Annotated in this window: 20 protein-coding genes and 2 pseudogenes; 12 read left to right on the top strand and 10 right to left on the bottom strand. The window is 61.2% G+C overall.

Translation table 11 applies throughout. The features are described from left to right. Positions 1-79: 79 nt before the first annotated feature. Both UC34_RS14700 and UC34_RS14695 read left to right on the top strand, forming a co-directional pair. Positions 80-850, top strand: a complete 771-nt coding sequence (locus tag UC34_RS14700) for a YoaK family protein (RefSeq protein ID WP_044456128.1) — start codon at positions 80-82, stop codon at positions 848-850. 157 nt (positions 851-1,007) lie between these two features. Next, positions 1,008-2,495 carry a GGDEF domain-containing protein gene (locus UC34_RS14695; RefSeq protein ID WP_052811071.1) on the top strand — a complete coding sequence of 496 codons (1,488 nt, stop codon included), beginning with the start codon at positions 1,008-1,010 and terminating at the stop codon, positions 2,493-2,495. Between the two features lie 12 nt (positions 2,496-2,507). Here the strand turns inward: UC34_RS14695 and UC34_RS14690 are convergent, their stop codons facing one another. After that, positions 2,508-3,596 (bottom strand): helix-turn-helix transcriptional regulator, encoded by a 1,089-nt coding sequence (locus UC34_RS14690; RefSeq protein WP_044456127.1) that lies wholly within the window; start codon positions 3,594-3,596, stop codon positions 2,508-2,510. Positions 3,597-3,806: 210 nt separating this feature from the next. On the opposite strand from UC34_RS14690, the gene UC34_RS14685 reads away from it, so the two are divergent. After that, entirely contained in the window at positions 3,807-4,166 is a 360-nt protein-coding gene (locus UC34_RS14685; RefSeq protein ID WP_044456126.1) for a hypothetical protein, read from the top strand. Positions 4,167-4,172: 6 nt separating this feature from the next. Here the strand turns inward: UC34_RS14685 and UC34_RS14680 are convergent, their stop codons facing one another. Further along, positions 4,173-4,418 carry a hypothetical protein gene (locus UC34_RS14680; RefSeq protein ID WP_044458215.1) on the bottom strand — a complete coding sequence of 82 codons (246 nt, stop codon included), beginning with the start codon at positions 4,416-4,418 and terminating at the stop codon, positions 4,173-4,175. A 219-nt stretch (positions 4,419-4,637) separates the two neighbouring features. On the opposite strand from UC34_RS14680, the gene UC34_RS14675 reads away from it, so the two are divergent. From UC34_RS14675 to UC34_RS14660, 3 genes are all read left to right on the top strand, one after another. After that, positions 4,638-6,644 carry a DUF2849 domain-containing protein gene (locus tag UC34_RS14675; RefSeq protein WP_044456125.1) on the top strand — a complete coding sequence of 669 codons (2,007 nt, stop codon included), beginning with the start codon at positions 4,638-4,640 and terminating at the stop codon, positions 6,642-6,644. Continuing rightward, positions 6,634-7,119, top strand: coding sequence for a DUF934 domain-containing protein (locus UC34_RS14670; RefSeq protein ID WP_044456124.1), 486 nt, complete (start codon positions 6,634-6,636; stop codon positions 7,117-7,119). The genes UC34_RS14675 and UC34_RS14670 overlap by 11 nt, the downstream gene beginning before the upstream one ends. A gap of 649 nt (positions 7,120-7,768) precedes the next feature. Beyond that, positions 7,769-8,092, top strand: coding sequence for a hypothetical protein (locus UC34_RS14660; RefSeq protein WP_044456122.1), 324 nt, complete (start codon positions 7,769-7,771; stop codon positions 8,090-8,092). Here the strand turns inward: UC34_RS14660 and UC34_RS14655 are convergent. After that, on the bottom strand, positions 8,089-8,484 hold the full coding sequence (locus tag UC34_RS14655; protein ID WP_044456121.1) for a hypothetical protein: 396 nt from the start codon (positions 8,482-8,484) through the stop codon (positions 8,089-8,091). The two genes, UC34_RS14660 and UC34_RS14655, sit on opposite strands and share 4 nt — an antisense overlap. Before the next feature lie 286 nt (positions 8,485-8,770). Here UC34_RS14655 and UC34_RS14650 point away from each other — a divergent pair, with 286 nt between their 5' ends. The 4 genes from UC34_RS14650 to UC34_RS14635 all read left to right on the top strand — a co-directional run bounded on the left by UC34_RS14650 (position 8,771) and on the right by UC34_RS14635 (position 13,901). Continuing rightward, positions 8,771-8,986, top strand: coding sequence for a hypothetical protein (locus UC34_RS14650; RefSeq protein WP_044456120.1), 216 nt, complete (start codon positions 8,771-8,773; stop codon positions 8,984-8,986). Positions 8,987-9,134: 148 nt separating this feature from the next. Beyond that, the gene (locus tag UC34_RS14645; RefSeq protein ID WP_167370664.1) at positions 9,135-9,608 is read left to right on the top strand and encodes a ferritin-like domain-containing protein; all 474 of its coding nucleotides are present in this window, start codon (positions 9,135-9,137) and stop codon (positions 9,606-9,608) included. Positions 9,609-9,673: 65 nt separating this feature from the next. After that, positions 9,674-10,183: a ferritin-like domain-containing protein gene (locus tag UC34_RS14640; protein WP_044456119.1), complete on the top strand. Its 510-nt coding sequence runs from the start codon at positions 9,674-9,676 to the stop codon at positions 10,181-10,183. A gap of 430 nt (positions 10,184-10,613) precedes the next feature. Continuing rightward, on the top strand, positions 10,614-13,901 hold the full coding sequence (locus tag UC34_RS14635) for an autotransporter family protein (RefSeq protein ID WP_052811069.1): 3,288 nt from the start codon (positions 10,614-10,616) through the stop codon (positions 13,899-13,901). Between the two features lie 262 nt (positions 13,902-14,163). Here the strand turns inward: UC34_RS14635 and UC34_RS14630 are convergent, their stop codons facing one another. The 4 genes from UC34_RS14630 to tnpA form a co-directional block, all read right to left on the bottom strand. Next, the gene (locus UC34_RS14630; RefSeq protein ID WP_157123201.1) at positions 14,164-15,447 is read right to left on the bottom strand and encodes a hypothetical protein; all 1,284 of its coding nucleotides are present in this window, start codon (positions 15,445-15,447) and stop codon (positions 14,164-14,166) included. A gap of 557 nt (positions 15,448-16,004) precedes the next feature. Then, positions 16,005-17,591, bottom strand: coding sequence for an IS66 family transposase (gene tnpC, locus UC34_RS14625; RefSeq protein ID WP_044453172.1), 1,587 nt, complete (start codon positions 17,589-17,591; stop codon positions 16,005-16,007). Positions 17,592-17,649: 58 nt separating this feature from the next. Continuing rightward, positions 17,650-17,997, bottom strand: a complete 348-nt coding sequence (gene tnpB / locus UC34_RS14620) for an IS66 family insertion sequence element accessory protein TnpB (protein ID WP_044453173.1) — start codon at positions 17,995-17,997, stop codon at positions 17,650-17,652. Continuing rightward, positions 17,994-18,377, bottom strand: coding sequence for an IS66-like element accessory protein TnpA (gene tnpA, locus UC34_RS14615; RefSeq protein ID WP_167370622.1), 384 nt, complete (start codon positions 18,375-18,377; stop codon positions 17,994-17,996). The genes tnpB and tnpA overlap by 4 nt, the downstream gene beginning before the upstream one ends. A 123-nt stretch (positions 18,378-18,500) precedes the next feature. Here tnpA and UC34_RS14605 point away from each other — a divergent pair. Then, positions 18,501-19,699 (top strand): IS3 family transposase gene (locus UC34_RS14605; protein ID WP_167370682.1). Its coding sequence is split into 2 segments (ribosomal slippage): positions 18,501-18,816 and positions 18,816-19,699, totalling 1,200 coding nucleotides; the frame shifts between segments, so codons are not numbered across the junction. 153 nt (positions 19,700-19,852) lie between these two features. Here the strand turns inward: UC34_RS14605 and UC34_RS14600 are convergent. From UC34_RS14600 to UC34_RS14590, 3 genes and pseudogenes are all read right to left on the bottom strand, one after another. Next, a pseudogene (locus UC34_RS14600) lies at positions 19,853-20,071 on the bottom strand (IS3 family transposase); the annotation flags it as partial. 33 nt (positions 20,072-20,104) lie between these two features. Further along, positions 20,105-21,475, bottom strand: a complete 1,371-nt coding sequence (locus UC34_RS14595) for an IS30 family transposase (RefSeq protein WP_072617483.1) — start codon at positions 21,473-21,475, stop codon at positions 20,105-20,107. Between the two features lie 47 nt (positions 21,476-21,522). Then, positions 21,523-22,384: pseudogene (locus tag UC34_RS14590) on the bottom strand (IS3 family transposase); the annotation flags it as partial. A gap of 128 nt (positions 22,385-22,512) precedes the next feature. Here UC34_RS14590 and UC34_RS14580 point away from each other — a divergent pair. Further along, the gene (locus UC34_RS14580; RefSeq protein ID WP_072617482.1) at positions 22,513-22,854 is read left to right on the top strand and encodes a hypothetical protein; all 342 of its coding nucleotides are present in this window, start codon (positions 22,513-22,515) and stop codon (positions 22,852-22,854) included. The last annotated feature ends 141 nt before the right edge of the window (positions 22,855-22,995 follow it).

Here is a 22,995-nt window from a genome sequence, read left to right as displayed (position 1 = left end):
GTTGCGGGAGATTGGCGTCGACTTTGCGTCCACGCGCATTAGAATACCCCAAGTGCGATGCCCGGGAGCCTCACGCGCCATGCCCATCAACTATCTACGCGGTTTCACCCAGCCAGTGCGCACCGACGCCACGAACCGACGTCTGGGCTGCTCGCTCGCCTTCGTGGCGGGCGCGGCGAACGCGGGGGGCTTTCTCGCCGTGGGACAATACACGTCTCACATGTCGGGCATCGTGGCGTCGCTCTCCGACAATCTGGTTCTGGGGCAGTTGGTGTTCGTGCTCGCCGGGTTGAGCGCCTTGCTGGCGTTTCTGTTCGGCGCCGCCACGTCGGCCGTGCTGATTCACTGGGGGCGGCGACACCATACGCACAGCGAATACGCGGCGCCGCTCATGTTCGAAGCGCTCCTGTTGCTGAGCTTCGGCGTGATGGGCGCCAATCTCGAAGATCAGCGCTGGTTCTACGTGCCCGCCACCGTGGGATTGCTGTGCTACGTGATGGGGTTGCAGAACGCCATCATCACCAAAATATCGCGTGCCGAAATCCGCACGACGCATGTCACCGGGCTGGTCACGGACATCGGCATCGAGCTGGGCAAGATGGGGTACTGGAACCGGCCAGGCGTGGCGCAGGACCTCCCGCGCGTGACGGGGGACCGGCAGAAGCTGCGGCTGCTCTGCGCCTTGCTGGGGATGTTCTTTCTGGGGGGACTCACGGGCGCATTGGGTTTCAAGTACCTCGGCTTCGTCTCGACGATTCCGCTTGCGGTCGTGCTCGTCATGCTGGCCATCGTGCCGCTGCTCGACGATTTTTCGCACGGCGCGCGCAGTCTCCGCGGCCCGCGCGATTGACGTCATTTACACGTTTTGGGGCGTCTCCACTCATTCACACGTCGGTATCCCTGTCGGGCCATTCGTTATGACCACACGTTTGGGTGTACCTCATTTTCGCCACTGGGCGACAAAGCGACTTCGCGCGTGCTTCGACGGGTTCGATGACAGACCTTCGATGGTCGGTGTCATCGGCACGGCCGTTGCAGTGACGATGCTCGTCGGGGTGGCGTTATTGCTTCGGGCGGATCGTCAGGCGCGGTACACGCATGCACTGGAGCGAGCACAGAGCGTGGCGTCGGTGGTGGCGGCAAGTCTTGGCGGGAATATCGCCGTCTACGATGCATTGCTCAGGGAGATGGTGCGCGAGGCCGAGGATCCGACGACACCGCTTTTTCCCGAGCGCGTGCGCGATCGGGTGCGGTTCGGGCAGACGCTGAGCCGCGATTTTCTGGACGATGCGTATGTCGTCGACAAGCACGGGCGTATCGCGGCGCCGCTGGATCGGTCGCAAACCCCCTCGCTCAACGTTGCCGATCGCGACTATTTCCGCTCGCACGAATCCAGCCCGTCGCTGGGCCTCTACATCTCCCAACCCTATGCTTCGCGAGCGCACGGGGGCGTGCTGTCGGTGGCGCTCACACGGCGCATTGCTGCGCCGGATCGGTCGTTCGCCGGGGTGGCCGTGCTGGCATTGCGTCTCGACCATCTGAGCACACTGGTCAACGACGTCGATTCGGCCGATCTGCAATCCATCGACATCGTGGAAGAGAAGGGGACGGTGCTGGCCTGTGACCCATGCGCGGGCGCGCGTCCGGGCAAACTGGTGACACTGCCCGGCGAGGCCGCCCGGCGCGGCGACCTGACGACGGCGTTGTCGTTCCCTCAGGGCATGAGCGCAACGGATTACCGGTCGGTGCGGGTGCCGGGCGTGTCGATGTACGTGGTGGTGACGCCGTCGACAGAGGTGCTCATGCGAGAGTGGTTGCGGCATACCGTGCTGTTCAGCGTCATCGCAGGGATCTGTGCCGCCACGCTCATCGTCGGTTCATGGCTGCTCGTGGCGGCGATGCGCGCGCGAGCGAATGCCACGGCGCGGCTTGCGAGCCTGACGACGACCGACGGCCTCACGGGACTGGCCAACCGTCGCGCGCTCGACGCCAAACTTGCCGCGGAATGGCGGCGGGCGAAACGTTCCGGCTCGCCGTTGTCGATCCTGTTCGTCGACATCGATCACTTCAAGCATTTCAACGACACTTATGGCCACGCGATCGGGGACGACGTGCTGCGCGCCGTCGCCAAGAATGTCGGCGGTCATGTGCGGCGCGACAGCGACATGGCCGCGCGGTACGGCGGTGAGGAATTCGCGGTGATCCTGCCCGATACCGACGCGCACGCCGCGGCCGTGATGGCCGAACAGGTGCGCCGCGACATCGAGCGTCTGCACATCGATCATGCCGGCAGCGCCAACGGCATGGTGACGGTGAGCGTCGGGGCCGCGACGGGCGTCGCCAGCGAATGCGACAGCGTCGAGGCAATCCTGAAAGCGGCCGAAGAGCAACTGTACGTCGCCAAGCAAAGCGGCCGGAATCGAATCAGCACGATCGTGCTGAGCGGGCAGGTATCGGCTGGTGAGATGTCGGAAACGGCATCGGGCGGCGGATAGCGGTGCGCAACGTTACGGTGCCAGCATGGCGGCCAACCGCAGCAACTCGCCCTGGCGGCGGCACCCCGTCTTGCGCAGAATGGCCGATAGCTGGGTACGCAGCGTGCTCGTCCCCAGGTTCAGCACTTCACTGCATTCCCCAATGGTCAGGCCCGCCACGAGGTGGTGAAACAGGCGCGCTTCGGCCTGCGTCAGTGCGAAGTGCTCCCGAAGGGCAGTCTCGCCAGGCACGTTGAAGATACTGCGTCGCTCGATGCGCACGCCAACGGCGGCGCGCAGGCCATGATTCATTGGCTTGCCCAGACCCCGCAACGTCAGCCGGTAGGCATGGCCCCAGGAGTCGGGCAGTACCAGCGAGACCGGTTCCCCGTTGGCGCCGACCTGTCGCAGGGCGGCCTGCAAACGGGTTTGCCATTCGGGCTGACGGTGCGTCAGGCGCCGTTGCTGGAGCGTCAATTGGCTGTCGTGACTGCCGAGCAGCGTTTCCAGCCCCGGCGCAAATTCCAGCGCCCGGCCGTCGGGCGAAGCGATGAGAAAGCCTTCACGTGCGGGGTCGAGCATCTGGCTCAGGGCGTAAAGGCTGGCGCGCGTGCTCGCGCGTCGCGCCGCAAAGGCGGCAGCGAGTTGGCGTTCGTACTCCGCGAGGCGCGCCGCATGCGCGAAGCTGGGTTGCACGATGTGCATGCGCTGGACACTTAGCGCAGTGACAGCGTCGTCGTCATTGCAGATTACGACCCCGACCAACTGCTGGAGTTGATAGGGGCGCATGAACTCGTTCCAGAATATCCGGTCGTTCTCGGATTCGTGTTCGAGGGCGACGTTCGAGTCGTACCAGGTACCGGCAGGGGCATGCCAGAAGCGCCGGGTGGCATCGTCGTACTGATAGAAGTGCTGTGCGTATTCCTCGATCAGACGTGCTTCATGCCCGGATTGCTCGACGAAGCGCACCGAGCGGCTTTGCTTGTCGTGGCAGAGAAACGTGGCAGCGTCCGCGCCGAGAAACTCGCGTGCGGTGTGTACGACGTCGAGCCAGTCTGCGTCTCCGGCCCCCACGGCCCGAACCGCGTCCGATGCTCGGCGAAAACTGACATCGTCCGACATGGGATCCCCCGTTGTTGCTTTTCTTCTCTTGAGCCTTCGGCTCTTTTTTGCGAAGTGTAGCAGAACAGGCTATTAAATCTGACAGTCAGTCGAGCGTCTGAGAATGAGCGTCAACTGTGATTAATTCAGGGCGACAAGACGCCATGTGGCTGAGACAATTCGGTCATCCACACAAACCAACGCACCTTAACAAGCCGAACGGGGGGCACCATGAACCAGATCAACGTCTTTGCCGTCTGCCTGTGCCTGACCGGCACGCTGGCATTCGGTCATGCCAACGCGCAGTCGTATCTCGGGGCGGGCGACCTCGGTAGCATCCGGCAATCGAATCAGACCCCGGCAGTGAGCCCGGCCGTGGCGGCGCTCGGCGCCCGGAGCACCGCGGTGACCGACGCGCACAGCGCGAGCGCCAGCATCAACCGCACAGCCAGCGAGCGTAATGGTCCCGCCACGGGGCCGAGCGTTCAGGAAGTGCTCGCGCAGCGCCGTGCACTCGATACGCGGGATCTGCAACATCCGCGCCAGACGAAGACGTTCGACAGCATTCTCCGCCCGTCGCGTCCGGAGTAGAGCGCTTCACTCCGCCATCGCCGGGATTGCCCCGTCCTGAAAGAGAATGCGCGGGGCATCCATCGTGCCATCTTCCTCGTCGACCAGAACTTCGTAGGCCGCAATGCCCGCGAAGCCGGAAGCTATCGACTGCGCGATGCGCACGGCGCCGAACTCGGTGCTCGCCTGACGCAGCTCGCCGGGTTGCAACACACCGTCCTTGTTCTTGCGATACGGCACGACGATGAACTTGATGGATTTGGCGTCGCTCATGATCTCACTCACGATGAAGTTGAATGATTCGGAATGTAGCATGAGCACTGTATAAAAATACAGTGTTTCTTAGCATTTTTTTCGCCTAACAACATCTCGTAATGACGACATAACTAGTGAATATTCGTATATTCCTTCGCGTCTTGATAGCCTGCGGTTCTAATCGCGAATTGTTTCCCACCAACTCGCGGCCAAAATGACAGGTATTGAGAGCATCGAATGAATGCAGGCAATCTGATTTCGGCGAACCGACTCCAAGACGGTCTGGTCGTCTGGCTGGACCAGCAACATCACTGGGTGGACGATCTGACGCAGGCACATGTGTTCGACGAGCACAGCCTCGATCAGGCGCAGGCCGCCGCCAAGGCTTCCGTTGCCGCCAATCTCGTCGTGGACCCGGTGCCGCGTCCGGCCGAAGTCGCCGACGCCGGCCCCGTGCCCGTCGATTTTCGCGAGCAATTGCGCGCGCGTGGCCCGTCGGTTCGGGAAGATCTCGGCAAGCAGGCGTCCGACGGCGCCGTCCAGGCCGCGTTGGCTCACGCCCCCGCGCTGAGCGTTGCCCCGGAACATGCGGGCATCTATCGCTACGATCCGTCCGAGCGCGAGTACCTCAAAGACCGTGCGAAGGAATTCGGTCAGCAGGTGGCGCGACGTCTGAGTGGCGAACTGAGCGAAGACGACTTCAAGGTCTACCGTCTGATGAACGGCCTGTACCTGCAACTGCACGGCTACATGCTGCGTGTGGCGATTCCGTACGGCACGCTGAGCGCGGTCCAACTGCGTCAGCTCGCGTACGTCGCGAACCGTTACGACAAGGGGTACGGTCACTTCACCACGCGTCAGAACCTGCAATTCAACTGGCCGACGCTCGTCGATTCGCCGCAGATCCTCTCGGCGCTTGCCGACGTCGATCTGCATGCCATTCAGACCAGCGGCAACTGCATCCGTAATGTGACGACCGACCAGTTCGCCGGCGCCGCGAAGGACGAACTGCTCGACCCGCGTGTGTACGCCGAAATCCTGCGTCAATGGTCGACGGATCACCCCGAGTTCACCTATCTGCCGCGCAAGTTCAAGATCGCCATTACCGGCGCTCAGACGGACCGTGCTGCCGTGCGTTTCCATGACATCGGCATTCTGGCCCGTACCAACGACCAGGGCGAAGTCGGCTTCCAGATCTATGCGGGCGGTGGTCTGGGCCGCACGCCCATCGTTGGCACGCTCGTGCGCGAGTGGCTGCCCGAAGCCGACCTGCTGCGCTTCGTCGAGGCGATTCTGCGCGTGTACAACGCACTGGGCCGTCGCGACAACATCTACAAGGCGCGCATCAAGATCCTCATCAAGGAAATGCAGCCGGCGAAGTTCATCGAGATGATCGAGGAAGAGTTCGCACGCATCGCACAAACGCATCGCCCCCTGGCGCAAGACGTCGTCAAGGCCATTGGAGAGCGTTTCGTCGTCCCCGAGTTTGCGACGCTGCCCGAAGCGTCCAGCGTGTTTCAGCAGGCTTACGAGAGCGACATCGACTTCAAGCATTGGGTCGACACATGCACGCACGAACACAAGGTGCCGGGCTATATCAGCGCGGTCGTCTCGCTCAAGCCCTCGGGGGGCATTCCGGGTGACGCCAGTTCGCAGGAAATGCTGTTGCTGGCCGATCTGGCCGACGAATACTCGTTCAGCGAACTGCGTGTGACGCACGAACAGAACCTCGTGCTGCCGCACGTGCAGCGCGACGCGTTGTATGCACTGTGGAAGCAACTGCGCTCGGCGGGCCTGGCGACACCGAACATCGGGCTGATCTCCGACGCCATTGCGTGCCCGGGTCTGGACTACTGCGCCCTTGCCAATGCCCGTTCGGTGCCGGTCGCACAACGCATCGCATTGCGCTTTACCGAAGAACAGCAACGCGACATCGGACCGGTGACGCTCAACGTGTCGGGTTGCATCAACGCTTGCGCGCATCACCACGTGGCGCACATCGGCATTCTCGGTGTGGACAAGGCGGGCAAGGAAAACTATCAGATCACGCTGGGTGGCTCGGCGGACGACAATGCGGCCGTGGGCAAGATTCTCGGTCCGGGGGTGTCATACGAAGCCGTGCCGCAAGTGATCGAAAACATTCTCGAGCGCTATCTGAAGTTGCGCAACGAGGGTGAGCGTTTCATCGACACGCTCGGTCGTGTCGGTGCCGAAGCATTCAAGGGAGCTTTGCATGTTGATTGACCGTAACGGATTGCCGGCCGAAGACACCTGGACGTATCTCGGTGCGGACGCCCAGATCCCGGGCGATGCTGCGAACGACGCGCGCCACGACACCGTGCTGCCGCTTGACGCATGGCTTGCCGCGAACGAGCGGGGCGTGGCCCCGGCGGGCATTCGCGTGCAGGGTCACGACGATCCGGCACGCATCGCGGCGCTGCTGCCGCAGCTCGAACTGGTGGTGATCGAATTCCCGAAGACGCGCGACGGGCGCGGCTTCACGCTCGCCAAGGTCCTGCGTGAGAAGTGGAATTTCCAGGGTGCCATCCGGGCAGCGGGGCCGTTGCTGCCGGACCAGCTGGCCATGTTGTGGGCATGCGGCTTCGACAGTCTGCTTTCGCCGTCGGAAGTTCCGACGGCACGCTGGCGCGAGGCGGCGCTCGCCGCACAGGCGCGTGCCGGGCGTCCGCGCACGTTGCTCGCACGTCTGACGGCTTGATGGCCTGACGGCCTGACGCGGCGGCTGCCCGTCGCAGCGCCCTTCGGGCGCGATATGCGGCAGGCCATATTGCAAGCCGTCCAGGAGGCACGAACCGGTTCGCCCGGTCGTGCCTTTTTCTTTGGTGCATCCCGATCCCAATCCCCCATCCCGATTCAACGGCAATCCGCAGCATTCGGTACGCGCAGCGATGCTGTATGAAAAAACAGTCTTTTAAAGTTGCAAACTTGCCCTATCTTTCTGTTGGCGACACGGTCGGGCGTTAGTTTTCTTGCGCCCGTTTTTCATGGACATATGCAAATTGCGGTGCCGGACAGGGCGCTCAATGTTGGAGAATTGGCCCGACGGCGCGAAGTACGCGAGGAGTGATTTCAGATGCCGGTGGTCAGGTCGTTTTCTTATAAAGGTTTCCGAATCGTATGCACGGTCATGCCAGCCCCCGATGGTAAAGTCCGGGGCATGGCAGAGATATTGAAAGTGGCGGATGGACTGGGCCAGGACCAGCCGGTGAGTCAGGTGGGCGGCGCTATTTTCCATGAGGAGAGGAATGCGCTGGAGTCCGTCGGCACCCTGGCCAGAGACTGGGTGGACGGCCGGTGGTGATCGGTGACCTTCCAGACGCAGCGTCGTTAGTTGACACAGGAAAGCTATGAAGACTGTCGCGGTTCAGGCAAACCTCGATGAGACGGTAGATCTCGTCCGGAAATTCGCGCATGACGAGTTCGCGCGCGCCATCGGTGTAGAAACGCCTTCGGAGCAGGACGTGCGCGGATTCATTCTTGACCGCTTGCGATCCATGCGGCTACAGGCGCCGGCCTCCGGTGAGGACCCCGTGGTGCAACGCGTATTCGATTGCGTCTACGTGCTGCCGGTCAAGACGCGTGTGGAAGGCATGAACGTCGTCGAGGCGCGCCTCGTCGTCATGCCGGACGCCCGCTACACCATGAAGGTCTATATCCCGGTGTCCGACTAAGTCTCGGGTTTGTCTGCCGACGCCGGTGCAATGCAGGTATCCAGCCCCTCCGACGATGGGCGTAATGGTGGATCCGAGGGGCGCTGTCCGCGCGGCTTCGTTCTGGATTTCCTGATGGCTTCGGTGTCGTCTCCCGTCGTTGAAATGCCATCCGACAGCGGTTCGGGTGCAACAGGCGATATCGGTGGCGCCGACGCTTCGTGCGACGGCCAATAGCCGTTGCCGACGCGCCCGTGATGCGTGCCGATCGTCTCTTCGTCTCCATCTTCGTGCAGCAGCCGATACGCCAGGCGCTCCTCTTGCGTCGGGAGCCTGTCGAATTCGTCGGGCGTACCGAGCGTGTCTTCGCGCGCGTTCTGATCGGTCTGGTCGTTCTCCGGCTTGGTTGCCACGGCTTGCTCCTTGGATGTAGCGAACTAGGGGAAGTCGTCATGCTCCCCTCGCCGTAAGCAAGTTTCCTTCCTTCATCGGCCATCGTGCCGTCGCCGCACCGACGCCCCTCCTGTGCGACACACAACGTCGTGCGGTCGCCCTTTCTACAGAATCGTGCAGTTTTTCCATCGCGAGCGTTCCTGTGCGCGGCCCCGGCGGGGCGGCGGCCGTGGCACGGCAATTGCGTCGCAGACGTGGCGCGACCGTTGCGCACGAGTTGCTTCGAATCGCTCACGAGGAGAGGGTATGGAAAGCTTGACGAACTTGCTGGACGCCAAAGGCACGCCGCTCGACAGGCAGCGGTTTAAGTGGAAAGGTAAAGATGCCAACAACATCCTTCAGGGCTATGCGGACATCGTGCCGGGCCGACCTACACGCGTTGAGCACCGCGCGCCGCAAGACGACATTCGTGCGAATTGTTCAAGCAACACGAGCAGCGTGATCCGGCGGAAGTTCTTGTAGGTCCGATGCGCCCCCGTCATCGATTGCCAACATGCGCGCCACCTGTGCCGCCGAGGCGGACGCGATCGGGTCGATGCCGACGGATGGCATCTCGGGTATGCGGCCTGCAGGCACATCGACGAGCCTCACGGCGACCGCTGCGTCACCGATGTTCCTCGACCGTCTTGGAGAGCGGCTTGCTTTCGAGCGCAGCGGCGTGCGCCTGTACGAAGCCCTGATCAGTAAAGTCGAAAACTGCGGTGACGACTATGGGCCAATGCAGGCGCGGCTCTCGCACTTCCGGGCGGAGGAGGCGGCGCATTTCGCGATGCTCGCCGATTGCATCCACCAACTCGGGGCCGATCCTACTGCGCAGACCCCGGCGGCTGATGTCTGCGGTGTCATGAGCATGGGATTCATCCAGGTCTTGTCGGACCCGCGTACCGACGTTCCTCAGGCGCGCACGGCGCTAGTTGCCATCGAGGCCGCAGATCAATGTGGTTGGGAATTGCTCATCGAGATGGCGAACGCGGAAGGGGTGCCCGAGATGGCGCAGGCATTTGGCGAGGCGCTGAAGCAGGAAAACGAGCATCTGAGCAGCGTCAAGCAATGGCTTTCCGAGATCGCGACAGCTGGCGTGTGAGCCGTATGTCGGATTACAGGACGGATTTACAGATTTGCCGATTTTCAACGCAAACGGAGAGGTACATGGACGAATCACTTGACCATCTGATCGACTGGCTTCGGGACGCGTATGCGATGGAGAAGCACGCCGAAACCATGTTGAAAGCACAAGCGTCGCGGCTTGAGCATTACCCCGAGCTCAAGGTGCGAATCGAGCAGCACATCGAGGAGACCGTCGACCAGCAGAAATTACTGGAGACCTGCCTTGATGGGCTGGGTAGCAGTCCATCCACGATGAAAGATCTCGCCGGCCGAGTGGGCGCATTCGGGCAGGCGCTCGGCGGTGGTCTGGCGTCGGACGAAGTGGTCAAGGGTGCGATGGCGGGCTATGTCTTCGAGAACATCGAAATTGCAGCGTACACGACGCTCATCGCAGCGGCCAGGCAATGCGGACGTGACGACGTGCGCAAGACTTGCGAAATGATCTTGCCGCAGGAGATCGAGATGGCGCGCTGGTTGCTTGCCCACCTTCCGCAAGTAACGCAGACCTATCTGGCCCGCGACGCGGTCGACGACGACACGGCAAAGCGCTGAACTGCCGCGACACCGGGTCCGGGACGGTCGAAGTTGCATGGGGCGACTCGATCTCCGCAAGCGTTCCCTCTTGTTCCCTCTTTGCCGCAGCATCGTCTGCGGCTTTTTTTGTTTTGCCGGGGGCGTCCGTTTCGTCCGGAACGGAAGACCGCATTGCGATCGACTGGCCCTTCTTCGTGCTAATACTGATTTTCGTCAGAAAAACCAGTTTGCTATTCTCGCGTCATTAAAGGGCTTTTTAATAAGTTCGTCTGCTTTTTTGTGGCAGATTCAATTTCGAATAAATCCCGAAAGAGGAGTTTGTCGATTGCGAGAAGACCGGATAAGAACATCATTTGCTGTTTCCACCTCCAGTCTATGGGACGGCAATTTGCGAAAGAAGGGGTTGTTGGGTTCGAGTGTTTATCATCGTGCTGTCCTGACCACAGCGGTGACGGCGCTACTGCCGTCGGCGCAGGCGTTTGCGCAATGTGCAGCCGCGCCGGCCGCGCTTAGCGTCACGTCCGGGAGTTGCGTCGATGTGGCGTTCACGGCGCGAGACAGTGCCGGACCTGCACCTGTCGTCGAGGTCTCCGGCGCTGGAACTTACACCGGCAACTCGGTCGTCCTGACGGCCACCGGCACCAACTACGGGGCGCGCGCCACGGCGGGTGGCACGATTTCTCTGGTCGGCACGTCCTCGGATATCGCTTCGGTCAGTACGTATGGCGCGTCGGGACATGGCCTTTATGCCGATGGCGGGGGGCAAATCACCGGAAGCCATACGTCCGTCGACACCAGTGACCTCGGCGCTTATGGCGTAGCGGCCGTCGGCGCGGGCAGCAGCGTGTCGCTCACCGATAGCGCGGTGAGCACCGGGGCGGACAACGCTCACGGCGCCTATGCTGCCGGCGGTGGTTCGGTCAGCTTGACCCACACCGATGTTACGACGTATGGGACGGGCGCCTCTGCCGTCTTTGCCGACGCCGCAGGGACGGTGACCCTCAACAACCTGAACACATACAGTTTTGGCGACAACGCCCCCGGCGCCGTCGCGTCGGGTACAGACAGCAGTCTTACCCTGAACAACACCTACGTGAACATCTACGGCAATGACAGTGCCGGGCTGTTCGCTGCTGGTGGCGGGAAAATTACTGTCAACGGCGGCGCCATCGCGACCGGGGACTATTACGGAAGTATCGTCATTGCGAACGCTCCCGGTGTGCTTGCCCGAGGTGCGGGCAGCAGCATTCGGATGAGCAATGGTGCGACGTCGGCGACGTATGGCGCCAACAGTCCCGGCCTGTGGGCAGACGCCGGGGGGCGAATCGACTTCTCCGGCTACGGGATCTTTACGTACCAACCCGATTCCGCCGGCGTCGTGGCGAGCGGCGCCGGCAGCGCCGTCGCGCTGACCAGCACCATCGTGCGCACGTCCGGGCCTTCCGCATCTGGCGTGCGTGTCACCGACGCCGGTACGGTCGTCGTGACCGATACCGAAATCACCACCGGGTTCAGGGTGACCGGAAGCAACCCGCCTGTCCTGCAGTTTCCGGACGCGCAGATTGGCTTGCAGGCGCATGGCGTCGATGTGGTGGGGGCGGGAAGCCAGGTGCAGGCCGAGCGGAGCCGCATCACCACGCACGGCGATGGTGCCGTCGGCGTTCGGGTCAGCCAGGGCGCGACAGCCCTGATCACCGGCGGCGCCATCACCACCGCGGGTAACGCCGCGCACGGGATCGCCGTCGTCGATGGCGGTGCGGTTGCCGCCTCGGGGACGACCGTTGCAGTGAACGGTGCTGGCGCCGCCCCGATCTACATCGCGGGCAGCGGGCCGAGCACGGTGACGGTCACCGGTGGCAGCCTCGGCGCCGCCAACGGCGCAATCGTGCTGGCCGAAGGCGGGACCGGTACGGTGTCGATCAATGGCGGTACGGCGATAACGCCCGCTGTGGTTAACGGCCGACGCTTGCTCGCTCGCGTGACCGAGGACACAGCGGGCACGTCGAGCCGCCTCATGCTGAACATTACGGGTCTTCCCTCGCTGACTGGCGACATTGTCGTTGACCCGTCAACCCTCACCTACAACCTCGCCAATAGCCAATGGACCGGCAATCTGGCGCTGATCGGCGCGGGCAACACGGCCAGCGCCAATCTGAGCGCGTCGCAGTGGACGGGCGACTTGCTGGCCGATGCCGGCAATAGCGCTGACGTGACGCTGGCCCAGGGCAGTGTCTGGACCGGGCTGGCGCGCAATGGGACCCGTGTCTCGATCGATGCCTCGAGTGTCTGGAACGTCACGGGCGATTCGAACGCGACGGGCGCGGTGACCAATGCGGGGTTGGTCCAGTTCGTCCCGCGCCCCGGCGCCTACACCACGCTGACAGTGGGCAGCTATACGGGCAGCGCAGGAAGTCGCATCGGCTTTAACACCTATCTGGGTGCGGATAACTCGCCGACCAATCTGCTGGTGATCGATGGCGGCCGGGCCAGCGGTACGACGTCCGTGATCGTCAGCAACACGGGCGGCGCCGGTGCGCAAACCGTGGCGGACGGTATTCGGCTGGTGCGGGTCAACGGCGGGGGCACGACCACGGCGGGCGCCTTCACGCTGGGCCAACGCGTGGCGGCCGGCGCGTATGAGTACCAACTCTTTCGCGGCGGCAGCACGGACCCGAACGACTGGTTCCTGCGTTCGCATCTCGTCGACACATCGACAGGTTCTGCTCCGTCGGGCAGCACGGAGATTCCACTCTACCGACCGGAAGTGGCGCTCTACTCGCCAGTCCCGGCGATCGCGCGACAGATGGGGCTCTCGACGTTGGGCACGCTGCACGAGCGCGTCGGTGAGGAAGAGAATTTGCGTGACTTGCCCGAGTCGCGGGCCTATGCGAACGGCGCCTGGGGACGGGTGTTCGGGGCGCGCGTGAGCAACCGGTGGAGCGGGACGGTGGATGCGAGCGCGACGGGGAATCTGATCGGATTCCAAACGGGCCTCGACGTCTACCGGCGCACCGCGGACAGCGGCCATCGGGACCATGCTGGCGTGTATGTGGCTTACGCCGACTACAACTCGCCGTCGGTGCAGGGCTTCGCGCTCGGCACGCAGAACCTCACGGTGGGGCGTCTGGTGATGAAGGGTCCGTCTGTCGGCGGCTACTGGACACATTTCGGTCCGAGCGGCTGGTACCTCGATGCGGTGATGCAGGGCAGTTGGTACGACGCGAAAGCAACGTCCGACTATGGCGCTGGGATATCGACCAACGCCACGGCGTATGCGGGGTCGCTCGAGGCAGGCTATCCGATGCGTTTTGGAGAAGGGGGCGACTGGCTGGTCGAGCCGCAAGCGCAGATCGTCTATCAGGGGGTATCGGTGGGCCAGTCACGAGACCAGTATTCGAGTGTGGACTGGAGCGCGGGCGGCGCGTGGACCGGGCGTCTGGGGGCGCGGTTGCAATACACGACGCGCGACGGGCATGGCACGCTCTGGCAGCCCTACGCGCGAATCAATCTCTGGCACGTCTTCTCCGGCACGGACAACACGCTTTTCGGGCAATCGTCTCCTACCGTCGAAGCGCGCTTCGGCGACACGGCGATGGAACTCGGCGGCGGCGTCACTGCACAGGTGAATCGGAAGCTGAGCTTCTACGCTCAGGCCAGCTACCGCTGGTCGCTCGACAGCGGCCGTAATCGTCGTACCGCGACCGCTGGCACGTTAGGTATTCGCTACAACTGGTAACGCGGTTGCCGTGCCAATGCTGAGATCTGCGTAGCTTTTCTGACCCGCGCGCAGATTCTCGGGCGACATCGTGAAGCCGGTCGATCTGCGTCGGGAAACGTTGCCCAAGAAAAAACCCGCACAGCCAAAAGACTGTGCGGGTTTATCTATTCTGGTCGGGGCGAGAGGATTTGAACCTCGTCGGAATGACCGTAGATCAAGGGTTCCCGGCTGTTGTGTCTGTCGGATCCGCAGTGCTAATTGACACAGTCCACGTACGATGTCACGAATTCATTAGCGTGCTGAAGTCCGCGACGCCATCGGCCTCTGTGATAACCGATAGGATCGCTTGAGCGGGGACTTGGCCGCTTAAAAATCGCGAGAACGCATAGAAAAAGTCGATAGTAGACACAAGAGAGACGCCGAATTGCTGCGCCCGCAGTATCACGTTGTCCGGGAAAATGGGGCAATCTTTCGTATTCCGTTCGGCTGGCGGCAGCCCCCTCCATGCATTCCCAAAAAGTAGGCCTTTCCCGTTCGAGTTTTCGTCTTCCTCGTACCTCAGAACATAATCTTGAACCTGTCGCAAATTCGCCAACGAGATACTTTTGCTGACTCCCTTGCATTCCGCCAAAAACACGGAGTTGTTCCATTCCATCACGAACTCTTCCTGCGAGTATCGCGCTGGGGTGATACTTGCGCCCAGAACGCCAAGACATTCTGCGACTAAGTCCTCCAGTTCAAAACTCGACACGTACAGCAGCCGCTTGTACCGTTCCAGCCTAGCCTTCTCGGCCAGTTGCTCGTTCACTTGCTGTTCTAACGCTGCTATTTCCTGTCGTAGCGTCAACAGCCGCTGGTCGATTGGAGCAACTGCTTGCATCGGGATAGCGGTCAGCCATTCGGGAACCCCTTCCGACTGAGGTTTGCCCAGGATGTCGGCTAAGGCTGTAGACACTACGTCATGTGGCTCGTCGCCGGGGAAATGCGGTAGCACAGTCATTGAACCCGGGAACTGATGCTGGTCACCGTTGCGGTTTCTCGCGTAGGCAAAAATGCGGGCGGCCAAGATGCCGCCGGCACGGTTCCGTGCGTACCATTCGCCTTCAAAGCTCAATTGAATCCCGGGAACGCCTTTTGAAAGCACCATCGAGAGCGTCATTGTCTGCCCATGCTCATCGATCCTATATACGCAGTCCCATGCTTTGAGTCGACTCAGGAGCTTGGAGAAACCCTCCCCCTGCGTTTCGATAGTGTCGCCTCTTTGAGCTATCGATCTGATCGGGATCGGACACCATAACCACTGCCCGAAGTCTGCCCCTTCGAGCGGGGGGGCACCGAGTACATAGATATCCCCATCGGAGGCCAAAAGCTCGGCGAATGCGCGTTGCATTTTGAATAACTCTTCGGTCCCAACCTCGTCTATTGTTTCCTTATTCAGGCTGGGAAGAAACAGCACAACTGAATCGAAGTCGAGCACGTTGACGGTCGTTAGTTTTGTCCACGGCACTGACGTCACATGGTCATGGCGAAGAGACCCAACGACTAGCGTCTTTGTATCGTTCATTTGGATAGCTGTTAATGAGGAGACTGGCCGAATGGCACTCTGCCTGCGAAAGGCGCGTCTGGTCAGTTTATGTACCCAAGTTGGCATCGTGGAATGGGGCTTTCGAAGGTCGCCTATCTTACGATTAATTTGCTTGAATATGGAAACCAGCGGCGGTGCTCATCGTCCCTATAGGGACTGGCCCGTAGGCCACGACCGCCATAGCGAGCGGCGGTTATTACGGCATTTGCCCTCGCACGAGTCGGGGCGCTCGCGCCGCGCCTACCTTGGCTTGTTGGTAGAGGAGTTCCATTTCGCGGCGATTGTCGGTGCTGGCATAGCTCATAGTGTTCCCTTTGTCCGTAGGAGATTGCCGCTGTTGTTGATCTGCCATTGATTTGGCGCTTTACAGAACGAATGGTTGGACCGGCCAGAGTTTCATAGACACTCACGAGCCGTTTAGCGCGTAGCGCCGCTCAAACTCAATCGGTGAAAGATCGCCGGCGGAACCATGCCGACGAACGTAAGCGCTCGATGTGTACCGTAGATCGGGTTGTTGACGCGGCGGTAAATGGCGGTTAGCGAATGGGTTCGATCTTGGCGATGTCAGGCAGTTGCTGCGCCACGTTCCATGGCAGCAACTCGTCGATCCGATTGACCGGGTGATCGGCGATGCGCTCGAGCACGTAGGCGAGGTAGGCTTCGGGGTTGATGCCGTTCAAGCGTGCCGTGCCGATCAGGCTGTACATCGCCGCAGCACGCTCACCGCCCGAGTCGGCGCCGGCAAACAGATAATTGCGGCGGCCAATCGCCACGCCGCGCAGCGCACGCTCGGCAATCAGGTTATCGATCTCCGCCTGCCCGTCCTCGCAGTAATAGGCGAGCGCGGGCCAGCGGTTCAGGGAGTACTGAATCGCGCGGGTGGTGTCGGACTTCGCAGAGAGTGTTGGCAGCACTGATTCGTACCACTGCCGTAACGCTTCGAGCCGAGGTACAGCCTGTGCCTGTCGCACTTGCCGTCGCTCGTCCGGTGGTTTGCCCCGGATTTCGGCTTCTATGCGATATAGCTCGCCGATGCGGTGCAGAGCTTCTTCTGTAATGGCGTTGGGGCGTACCGCATGCAGGTCGTAGATCTTGCGTCGCGCGTGCGCCATGCACGCCGCTTCGCGGATGCTGTCGTTTTCATAAAGTGGCGCGTAACCGGCAAACGCATCGGCTTGCAGCACCCCGTTAAAGCTTGCCAGATGTCGCTGTGGGTGCTCGCCCCGTCGATCAGGCGTGTAAGCAAACCAAACGGCAGGTGCCTCATGGGAGCCGCACGGCCGGTCATCACGCACGTACACCCAGAGCCGTCCAGTCTTGGTGCTACCTCGCCCGGGCTCTAACACCGGCAATGGTGTGTCATCGCCGTGGACCTTGGTGCCGCCCAGCGCGTAGGCACGCACAGCATCCACCAGCGGATTTAACAACCAGCTCACGCGCCCCAGCCAATGCCCCATCTGCCCGGCCTCGAGTTCCACACCGTCACGGGCATAGATCGCCTGCTGGCGGTACAGCGGTTGGTGATCGAGGAATTTGCTGGTAATGATGTGCGCGAGCAGATGGGGGCCAGCCACGCCACGCTCAATCGGGCGACTCGGTGCCGGCTGCTGCACAATCGTGTCGCAGCACGCACAAGCGAGCTTGGGGCGGCGGTGGCGAATCACACGGAAGTGCGCTCGCACGTATTCGAGCTGCTCCGAGACGTCTTCTCCCAGCGGCTTGAGTTTGCCGCCACAGGCCGGGCAATCTTCGGCCTCGGGTAGGTAGACGCGCTCTTCACGCGCAAGGTGTTCTGGCAGCGCCTGGCGCTCGGATCGGACTTTTACTTGGGACTTAATCGGCGTGGCAGCCTCGGTGGCACCTTCGGCGGCTTGCAAGTCCTCCAGACGCAGCTCGAGTTGTTCGATCTGGCGTGCGAGCTTCTCGGATTTTCGTCCAAACTGCATGCGCTTGAGCTTGTCGATGAGCAGCTTCAAATGCGCAATCTCTTGCTCGCGCGATGTGAGGCGCGTTTGCAGCGCGGCGAGCTGTATTTCGCGCTCGTGCAAAACCTGCTGGCTAGCCAACACCAACGCCTTGAGGGCATCGATGTCGTCAGGCAGATTGGCGCGGGAGAAGCTCATGACGTAAGCCTATCGTCCAGTGCGCCCGCTGCCTATCGGATATCTCCCAAAAAATACGTTATCTCGCACTGCGTGGGCGAGCCGCGTCGATGGGCTCGCGCCAATCGAACCCTTCAAGCAAGAGTGAGAGCTGCGCAGTGGTGAGTGCCACGACACCACCATCGGCCCGTGGCCACGCGAAGCGACCTTTCTCCAGCCGCTTGGCCAGCAAGCACAATCCGCCATCGCTCCAGCACAGCGCTTTGAGCAAATCACCACGACGACCACGAAACAGGAAGATGTGCCCCGAGAACGGATCCTTATGCAGCACCGACTCGACCTTGGCAGCTAAACCATTGAAGCCGCAGCGCATATCTGTCACGCCAGCGGCGATCCACACACGCGTGTTCGAGGGCAACCCGATCATGTGCGTAGCTCCGAAATCAACTCGCGCAGTAACTCCAAACTCAGCGGACCATCGAAGCGCATTGTGCCGCCACGCATCACCAACTCGATCTTCCCCTCGTGCCTCGATGAACATCGTGAGGTCGGGACTGCTTGGTCTGCCGTCGGCGTGGCGATGCCAACGAGAGCCTTCGTGATCGTCACGGGAACAAACTCGGTCACCGAAGCCGCGGAACTCTGGCGAGTAACAAGCTCAGGTGTGACATCACCGTAAGCGCCAGCCAGATAATGCCGGCGCCATTTGAATAACAAGTTGGCGTTGATGCCTGCCTTGCGCGCTGTCAAAGCAACCGACGCACCTGGCCTTAACGTTGCCTCGACCGTCGCGCGCTTGAACTCCATTGGGAAATTCGCTCGTCGGTAAGGTACCGTGGAGCGGCCCCACGTATCTGAGGACACGAGGACTCTCTTAAAATAAGGGATAGTCTTGTGCCTATCAGTAAGCCTAGTCATTACGTGGAAAGCATCGAAATTCTGACCGAGCCGGAGCGCCGTCGTCGGCGCACGGCGCAGGAAAAAATCGCCATCGTGCAGGAAACATTGGAGCCGGGAGCGTCGGTGTCGGCCGTTGCACGTCGGCACGGCGTCAATGCCAACCAGGTGTTCGGCTGGCGCAAGCAATACCAGGAAGGCAGTCTGGCGGCGGTGAAGGCGGGTGAAACCGTTGTACCGGCATCTGAGCTAGCCGCCGCCATCAAGGAAATCAAGGAGTTGCAACGGCTACTCGGGAAGAAGACGTTGGAGGTCGAAATCCTGAAAGAAGCCGTGGAATGGGGCCGGTCAAAAAACCTGATTGCGCGCTCGCCCTTGCTGCCGGGGGACGACCGATGAAGACGGTCTGCGAAGTTCTCGGCGTGGCGCGCTCTGCCGTGGCGGTCAAGCGAGCTCGCTCGTCCGACTGGCGCGATGGTCGCCGTGCCCGCGTGACCAACGATGCCGGGCTGGTCGAGGAGATTCAGGCCCATGTGGCGCACCTTCCTACCTATGGCTACCGGCGTGTCTGGGCGCTGCTGCGCCGCAGTCGGGAGCAGAGCGGTGCGCCGTGCATCAACGTCAAGCGCGTGTATCGGGTCATGCGGGAGCATCAGTTGCTGCTGCGCCGCCCCGGCGTGCGGCAAGACAAGCGGCGGCATGACGGTCGCGTTGCCGTGGAGCGCAGCAACACCCGCTGGTGCTCCGATGGCTTCGAGTTCCGGTGCGACGATGGTACGCCGCTGCGCGTGACGTTTGCGTTGGACTGCTGCGACCGCGAGGCGATTAGCTGGGCCGCAACGACCGGCGGGCATAGCGGTGATGTGGTGCGAGACGTGATGCTGGCCGCCGTCGAACAGCGCTTCGGCACCACGCAGGCCGCGCACCCCATCGAATGGCTGACGGACAACGGCTCGGCCTACATCGACTACCGCACGCGCAGCTTCGCTCGCGAACTGGGTCTTGAGCCGCTGACCACGCCGGTCCGTTCGCCGCAGAGCAATGGCATGGCCGAATCGTTCGTGAAGACCATGAAGCACGATTACGTCGCCTATATGGACAAGCCTGACGCACCAACAGCGCTCTCGCGTCTGGCAATCGCGTTTGAACACTACAATGAGCGCCACCCGCACAAAGCCTTGAAATACCGCTCGCCTCGCGAGTTCAGGCGTAATGCGGTGTCATCAACCTAACAGTGTCCGCCTGTCCTGAGTTACAGGGGCAACTCCATACCGCTTCCACAGCCACACTCAAAACCTTGTCCACTTTTGTGCCCACCATTTCATTTGGTGGACGCAAAAGTACCCACATACTCTCCTCGCATCAAGACGGTACTCCTCGAGCCTTTACCGACGAACCGGGTTATAAAACATTTCGATGTAATCGAACAGGTCCGAGGTAGCGGTCGCCCGACTCGGATAGATGCGCCGCTTGATTCGTTCCTTTTTTAGGGCGCTAAAGAAGCTCTCGGCCACGGCATTGTCGTGGCAATTACCGCGCCGACTCATGCTTGGCACCATATGGTGCGCCGTCAGGAGTGACTGCCAGTTATCGCTCGTGAATTGCTTAGGTTCAAGGAGTCGTCGCAACATCCATCGTTATGTTGCGGATAACAGTGCGTGGAACGCTTCCGCTGGCGTCTTCCATCCGAGCGTTTTACGTGGTCGACAGTTCAGTGTGCTCGCCACCGCGTCGAGTTCGCGCTGGGTATATCGACTCATATCTGTGCCTTTCGGAAAGTACTGTCTCAGTAGGCCGTTCGTGTTTTCATTGGTCCCGCGTTGCCATGGACTCTGGGGATCACAGAAGTAGATTTCCAGATCTGTGTCGATTCGTAGCTGTACATGCTGGGCCATCTCTGCGCCTTGATCCCATGTCAGTGATCGCCGCAAATGCTCGGGTAGTAGCACGATCTTTGTCGCGATAGCGTTGCGAACCGCCTCTGCCCCGTGACCTGCCAGCGCCGGGCCGTTCTTGGCACGCACCCCGACGCCATGACCCTCCATTGGAGGAAGATACAGCAGCATCGTGAACCGGGTGGTGCGCTCAACCAGAGTGCCAATCGCGGAGCGGTTAAGGCCAATGATCAGATCGCCTTCCCAATGTCCAGGAACAGCTCGATCGGCAATTTCTGCCGGGCGTTCACTGATCATCACCTCCGGAGTGACGAAGTGCTTTCCGCGCTGTTGCGTCCTGGCCCGCGGCACGCGAAGTGCGCGGCCCGAACGCAGGCAAGCAGTAAGCTCTCGTCGCAACGCGCCTCGGCCTTGAATGTAGAGTGCTTGATAGATGGCTTCGTGGCAGATCCGCATAGACTGATCATCGGGATAGTCAATCTGAATTCGCCGACTGATTTGCTCCGGACTCCAGCAAGTGCCCCAACGACGGTCCGCACGACGGCCTTGTCTTCGTCCTTTCCACGGAACGTTAGGTCCGGGAATTGGCTTGCCCCGAAAGTCAGTGATCGTTCCAGCCAGGCGAGCCTGCACATATGCCCTCAACTGGTCGTTCTCTGCCAGTTTCGAGGCCTTCGGACGCTCGGCCGCGCGTTCAGCTTTCCATTGGGCAACCGTTGCCCGATACACCAGAGTACCACTGCGGGTCGCGGCGTTGCGGCGTAGCTCGCGTGAAATCGTTGACGGTGACCGCTGCAGCCTGCGCGCAATCTCACGAACACTGCAATCCTGCGCCCACAGCAGTGCGATCTCCTCGCGCTCCGAAAATGACAAGTAACGCCCAGAGTGTGGCACCAGGTCGATCGGTGCCATGCCACCCGCCTCACGGAACCATCGCGGCCCCAACGGTTGCGATACGTTACACGCCAGCGCTGCGGCCTCGCTCTCCATCCCTTGTGCGATGCACTTCCAGAATGCTCGCTTCGAATCGAGTTGATTGACGCCCGGTCTGCCAGGTGATCGCATGAGGGGTCTTCCCGTTTGTGCTGAGCTCCATCCCAGTGGTCGTCCCATTCAACACCTCCAATCTGGAGATGTTGCGACGACCAGTTGAATCCGCCTTGACTGCCCTGATCGGAATGCACCATGACACCGGGTCCCGGTTTGCGTTTCCAAACCGCAGCCACTACGCCTGTAAAGCCAGATCGCTGGTCATCGTCGAGCGCGTAGCCCAACCGACGATCTGGCGCGAGTACAGATCCATAACAGCCGGCAGATACAGCCAGCCCTCGTAAGTCCGGATGTACGTGATGTCCGTTACCCAGACCCGGTTCAGTGCGCTTGGCCCGAATTCACGGTTCAGCACGTTGGCGATTACGCCGACCGGACCACCCCGATAGCGGGGCTTGCTGCCATAGCTCACTTCCGCCCGCAGACCTTCGCCTTTCATGAGGCGATGGACGCGGTGACGGCTGCACGTTTCGCCCGATTCACGCAAATCCATCGTGACCTTGCGGTAGCCATAGACGCCGCCGCTGGCTAGCCAGGAATGCTTGGTCAAACCGAGCAATCGATCATCCTCGCGCTTGCGGGATCCAACTGTCTGCAGTTGCCAGACGTAATAGCCGCTGCGATTCGCGCCAAGGACTCGGCACATCGAGTGCAGGTGGAACTCGCCGAGATGGGATCGCATGAATGTGTACCTTGCCGTTATCCCTTTGCAAAGTACGCGGCGGCTCTTTTTAGAATGTCGCGTTCCTCGGTCATGCGCTTGAGCTCGGCCTTCAGTCGCCGAACCTCGGCGCTCTGATCCAGCTCCGCCTGCCGCACGACGTCGGGCCTGCCGAGCTTCAGTTTCCATGCGTAAAGGCTGTGGGTCGTGATGCCCAAACGCCGGGCCACCTCTGCCACCGAATGACCCCGTTCGGTTACCTGTTTGACTGCCTCGATCTGGAACTCATCCGTGTACCGCTTGCCGCTCATGCTGACCTCCTCGGTTGCCATAAATGACGGCTCGAAGATGTCTACCAAAGGCTGGCCGGTCCACTAACGCCTCCTAAAGTATTAGCGTCTAGTAGCCGTTATTGAATTCTCATCTTATGGGAGTCTCTATGGAATTATTTTCTGCTGGGCTGGAAGTCTTTTTTCGTACCTTAGTCGTTGTCGGGGTTTTCGCCATCCTGATGAGATTTGCCTGCACCAATTTTGGTCAAGGGCTTCTGGTGTGGGTGCTCGGCGTACTCGTCGGATTCGGCCTCACAGCTGGCGGCGACATTTATCATTGGCTAACGGTCGGGGACTATCCTAGGTTCGTAGGCGAAAGCCAAGAGGTTACCTTTCGATCCGGCGACTATTTAGTGCTTGTGAAAACCCATCTCGTTGCGGGAGCGATAGGAATTGTTGTCGCGATAGGAGTGTACGAATATTTCGTTGGCGATCGACGCTGGTTCTGAGGGGCGAGCAACGCTGTGGACGCGCTTGATATTCACAGCGTGCTGCTCACACAATCCCGCGGTCATTGCTCGCGACGCTCGCGTGGGAGTCTGATCGCCAGTGGGGCCGGCAGTCGCGTAGGTCGGCGGCCTCCCTTGTGG

It is taken from the genome of Pandoraea vervacti (assembly GCF_000934605.2).
Classification (GTDB): Bacteria; Pseudomonadota; Gammaproteobacteria; order Burkholderiales; family Burkholderiaceae; genus Pandoraea; species Pandoraea vervacti.
The sequence above is the reverse complement of the archived record's forward strand: the minus strand, read 5'-3'. Positions and strand labels throughout refer to the sequence as shown.

Coding starts and splice junctions, on each gene's coding strand:
- UC34_RS14630 (WP_157123201.1), bottom strand. CDS start 15,447: ATGAACGATACAAAGACGCTAGTCGTTGGGTCTCTTCGCCATGACCAT.
- UC34_RS14595 (WP_072617483.1), bottom strand. CDS start 21,475: ATGGGACGACCACTGGGATGGAGCTCAGCACAAACGGGAAGACCCCTC.
- UC34_RS14700 (WP_044456128.1), top strand. CDS start 80: ATGCCCATCAACTATCTACGCGGTTTCACCCAGCCAGTGCGCACCGAC.
- UC34_RS14675 (WP_044456125.1), top strand. CDS start 4,638: ATGAATGCAGGCAATCTGATTTCGGCGAACCGACTCCAAGACGGTCTG.
- UC34_RS14645 (WP_167370664.1), top strand. CDS start 9,135: ATGTTCCTCGACCGTCTTGGAGAGCGGCTTGCTTTCGAGCGCAGCGGC.
- UC34_RS14685 (WP_044456126.1), top strand. CDS start 3,807: ATGAACCAGATCAACGTCTTTGCCGTCTGCCTGTGCCTGACCGGCACG.
- UC34_RS14660 (WP_044456122.1), top strand. CDS start 7,769: ATGAAGACTGTCGCGGTTCAGGCAAACCTCGATGAGACGGTAGATCTC.
- UC34_RS14670 (WP_044456124.1), top strand. CDS start 6,634: ATGTTGATTGACCGTAACGGATTGCCGGCCGAAGACACCTGGACGTAT.
- UC34_RS14690 (WP_044456127.1), bottom strand. CDS start 3,596: ATGTCGGACGATGTCAGTTTTCGCCGAGCATCGGACGCGGTTCGGGCC.
- tnpA (WP_167370622.1), bottom strand. CDS start 18,377: ATGGAGTTCAAGCGCGCGACGGTCGAGGCAACGTTAAGGCCAGGTGCG.
- UC34_RS14680 (WP_044458215.1), bottom strand. CDS start 4,418: ATGAGCGACGCCAAATCCATCAAGTTCATCGTCGTGCCGTATCGCAAG.
- UC34_RS14580 (WP_072617482.1), top strand. CDS start 22,513: ATGGAATTATTTTCTGCTGGGCTGGAAGTCTTTTTTCGTACCTTAGTC.
- tnpC (WP_044453172.1), bottom strand. CDS start 17,591: ATGAGCTTCTCCCGCGCCAATCTGCCTGACGACATCGATGCCCTCAAG.
- tnpB (WP_044453173.1), bottom strand. CDS start 17,997: ATGATCGGGTTGCCCTCGAACACGCGTGTGTGGATCGCCGCTGGCGTG.
- UC34_RS14650 (WP_044456120.1), top strand. CDS start 8,771: ATGGAAAGCTTGACGAACTTGCTGGACGCCAAAGGCACGCCGCTCGAC.
- UC34_RS14695 (WP_052811071.1), top strand. CDS start 1,008: ATGGTCGGTGTCATCGGCACGGCCGTTGCAGTGACGATGCTCGTCGGG.
- UC34_RS14640 (WP_044456119.1), top strand. CDS start 9,674: ATGGACGAATCACTTGACCATCTGATCGACTGGCTTCGGGACGCGTAT.